The sequence below is a fragment of the Halomonas icarae genome (assembly GCF_009901955.1).
GTDB lineage: Bacteria > Pseudomonadota > Gammaproteobacteria > Pseudomonadales > Halomonadaceae > Halomonas > Halomonas icarae.
The window spans coordinates 1-253 of record NZ_WUTS01000018.1 but is presented as its reverse complement, the minus strand read 5'-3'; the positions used below and the strand labels follow the sequence as shown (position 1 = coordinate 253).

Below are 253 nucleotides of genomic sequence, written 5' to 3'. Positions count from 1 at the left end.
CCTTACCGCTGCTGCTGTCGAAGATGCCAGCGGCGTTGTCCAGCAGTTCACGCTTCCACTGGCTCACCATGGACGGGTGCACCTCGAAGCGAGCCGCCAGCGCCGAGGTGGTCTCATCGCCCTTTAGCGCAGCGAGGGCCACCTTGGCCTTAAACTCGTTGCTGTACTGCCGACGTTTCTTGCTCATGATCAGGGTCTCCTGGTCGGTCTGATCAGAGCTTAGCGCCTGGTCCGAATTTCGGGGACCACTTCA

General features: G+C 60.5%; 1 protein-coding gene. It reads right to left on the bottom strand.

Annotation, left to right across the window (positions count from 1 at the left end; genetic code table 11):
• On the bottom strand, nucleotides 1-187 hold a 187-nt coding region (locus GRB80_RS16015), incomplete at its 3' end, for a transposase (protein WP_161424420.1).
• Nucleotides 188-253 lie beyond the last annotated feature (66 nt).